Annotated in this window: 1 protein-coding gene; it reads left to right on the plus strand. The window is 63.9% G+C overall.

Annotation, left to right across the window (positions count from 1 at the left end; translation table 11 throughout):
- Positions 1–63: 63 nt before the first annotated feature.
- On the plus strand, positions 64–1043 hold a 980-nt coding region (locus EKD03_RS18295; protein WP_174842900.1), incomplete at its 3' end, for an ATP-binding protein.

Raw genomic sequence — 1043 nt, forward strand, 5'->3', positions numbered from 1 at the left:
CACCGGGTGGGCGCGCGGTGATGGTGGTGCGCGGGTAGGAAACCATAGCTGTGGAGGCTCCCCATGACTCGCTGGTTTAACGTAGCTGGCCCGTGCCGCGCCGATATTCACTACATGCTGCCGCCCACCGCCCGCATCCCGGAGGTCATGCGGCTCATCCAGCAGCAAAGCTACTTCGTGCTGCACGCCCCGCGCCAAACCGGCAAGACCACCGCCATGCTCACGTTGGCCCAGGAACTCACCGCCAGCGGCCAGTGGACGGCGGTGCTACTCTCGGTGGAGGTGGGCAGTGCCTTTAATGCAGATCCCGACAAAGCCGAGTTGGCGATTCTAGATTCATGGCAGAAGAGTGCCATGTGGCAATTACCAACCGATCTTCAGCCTCCGCCGTGGCCAGATACGGCTCCAGGGGTACGCATCGGATCGGCACTCACCGCCTGGGCGCAAGCCTCGCCCCTCCCGTTGGTGGTACTGATTGACGAGATCGACTCCTTGCAGGACGCCACGCTCATTTCGGTCTTGCGCCAACTACGATCTAGCTATGCGCAACGCCCCCACGCCTTTCCGCACGCCCTGGCGCTGATCGGCATGCGCGACGTGCGCGACTACAAGGTCGCCGCAGGTGGAAGTAGCCGCCTGGGGACGGCCAGCCCCTTCAATATCAAGAGCCGTTCGCTTACCCTCGGTAACTTCAGCGCCAGCGAAGTGGCCGCGCTCTACACCCAGCATACCCAGGCTACCGGCCAGATCTTTACCCCAGAAGCAACCGCGCACGCCTTCCACCTGACCCAGGGCCAGCCCTGGTTGGTGAATGCCTTGGCCAAGGTGGCGGTGGAAGATCTGGCGCCCGACTCGGCTACGCCGATCACCCCCGATCTGATTGATGCGGCCAAGGAGGTGCTGATCCAGCGCCAGGACACCCACCTCGACAGCCTCGCCGAGCGGCTGCGCGAACCCCGCGTGCGCGCGGTGATCGAGCCGTTGCTGGCCGGGTTGATGTTGGGCAACCTTCTGCCCGATGATCTGCGCTTTGTGCAGGATCT

This window comes from Candidatus Oscillochloris fontis, assembly GCF_004138135.1.
GTDB classification, from domain to species: domain Bacteria; phylum Chloroflexota; class Chloroflexia; order Chloroflexales; family Chloroflexaceae; genus Oscillochloris; species Oscillochloris fontis.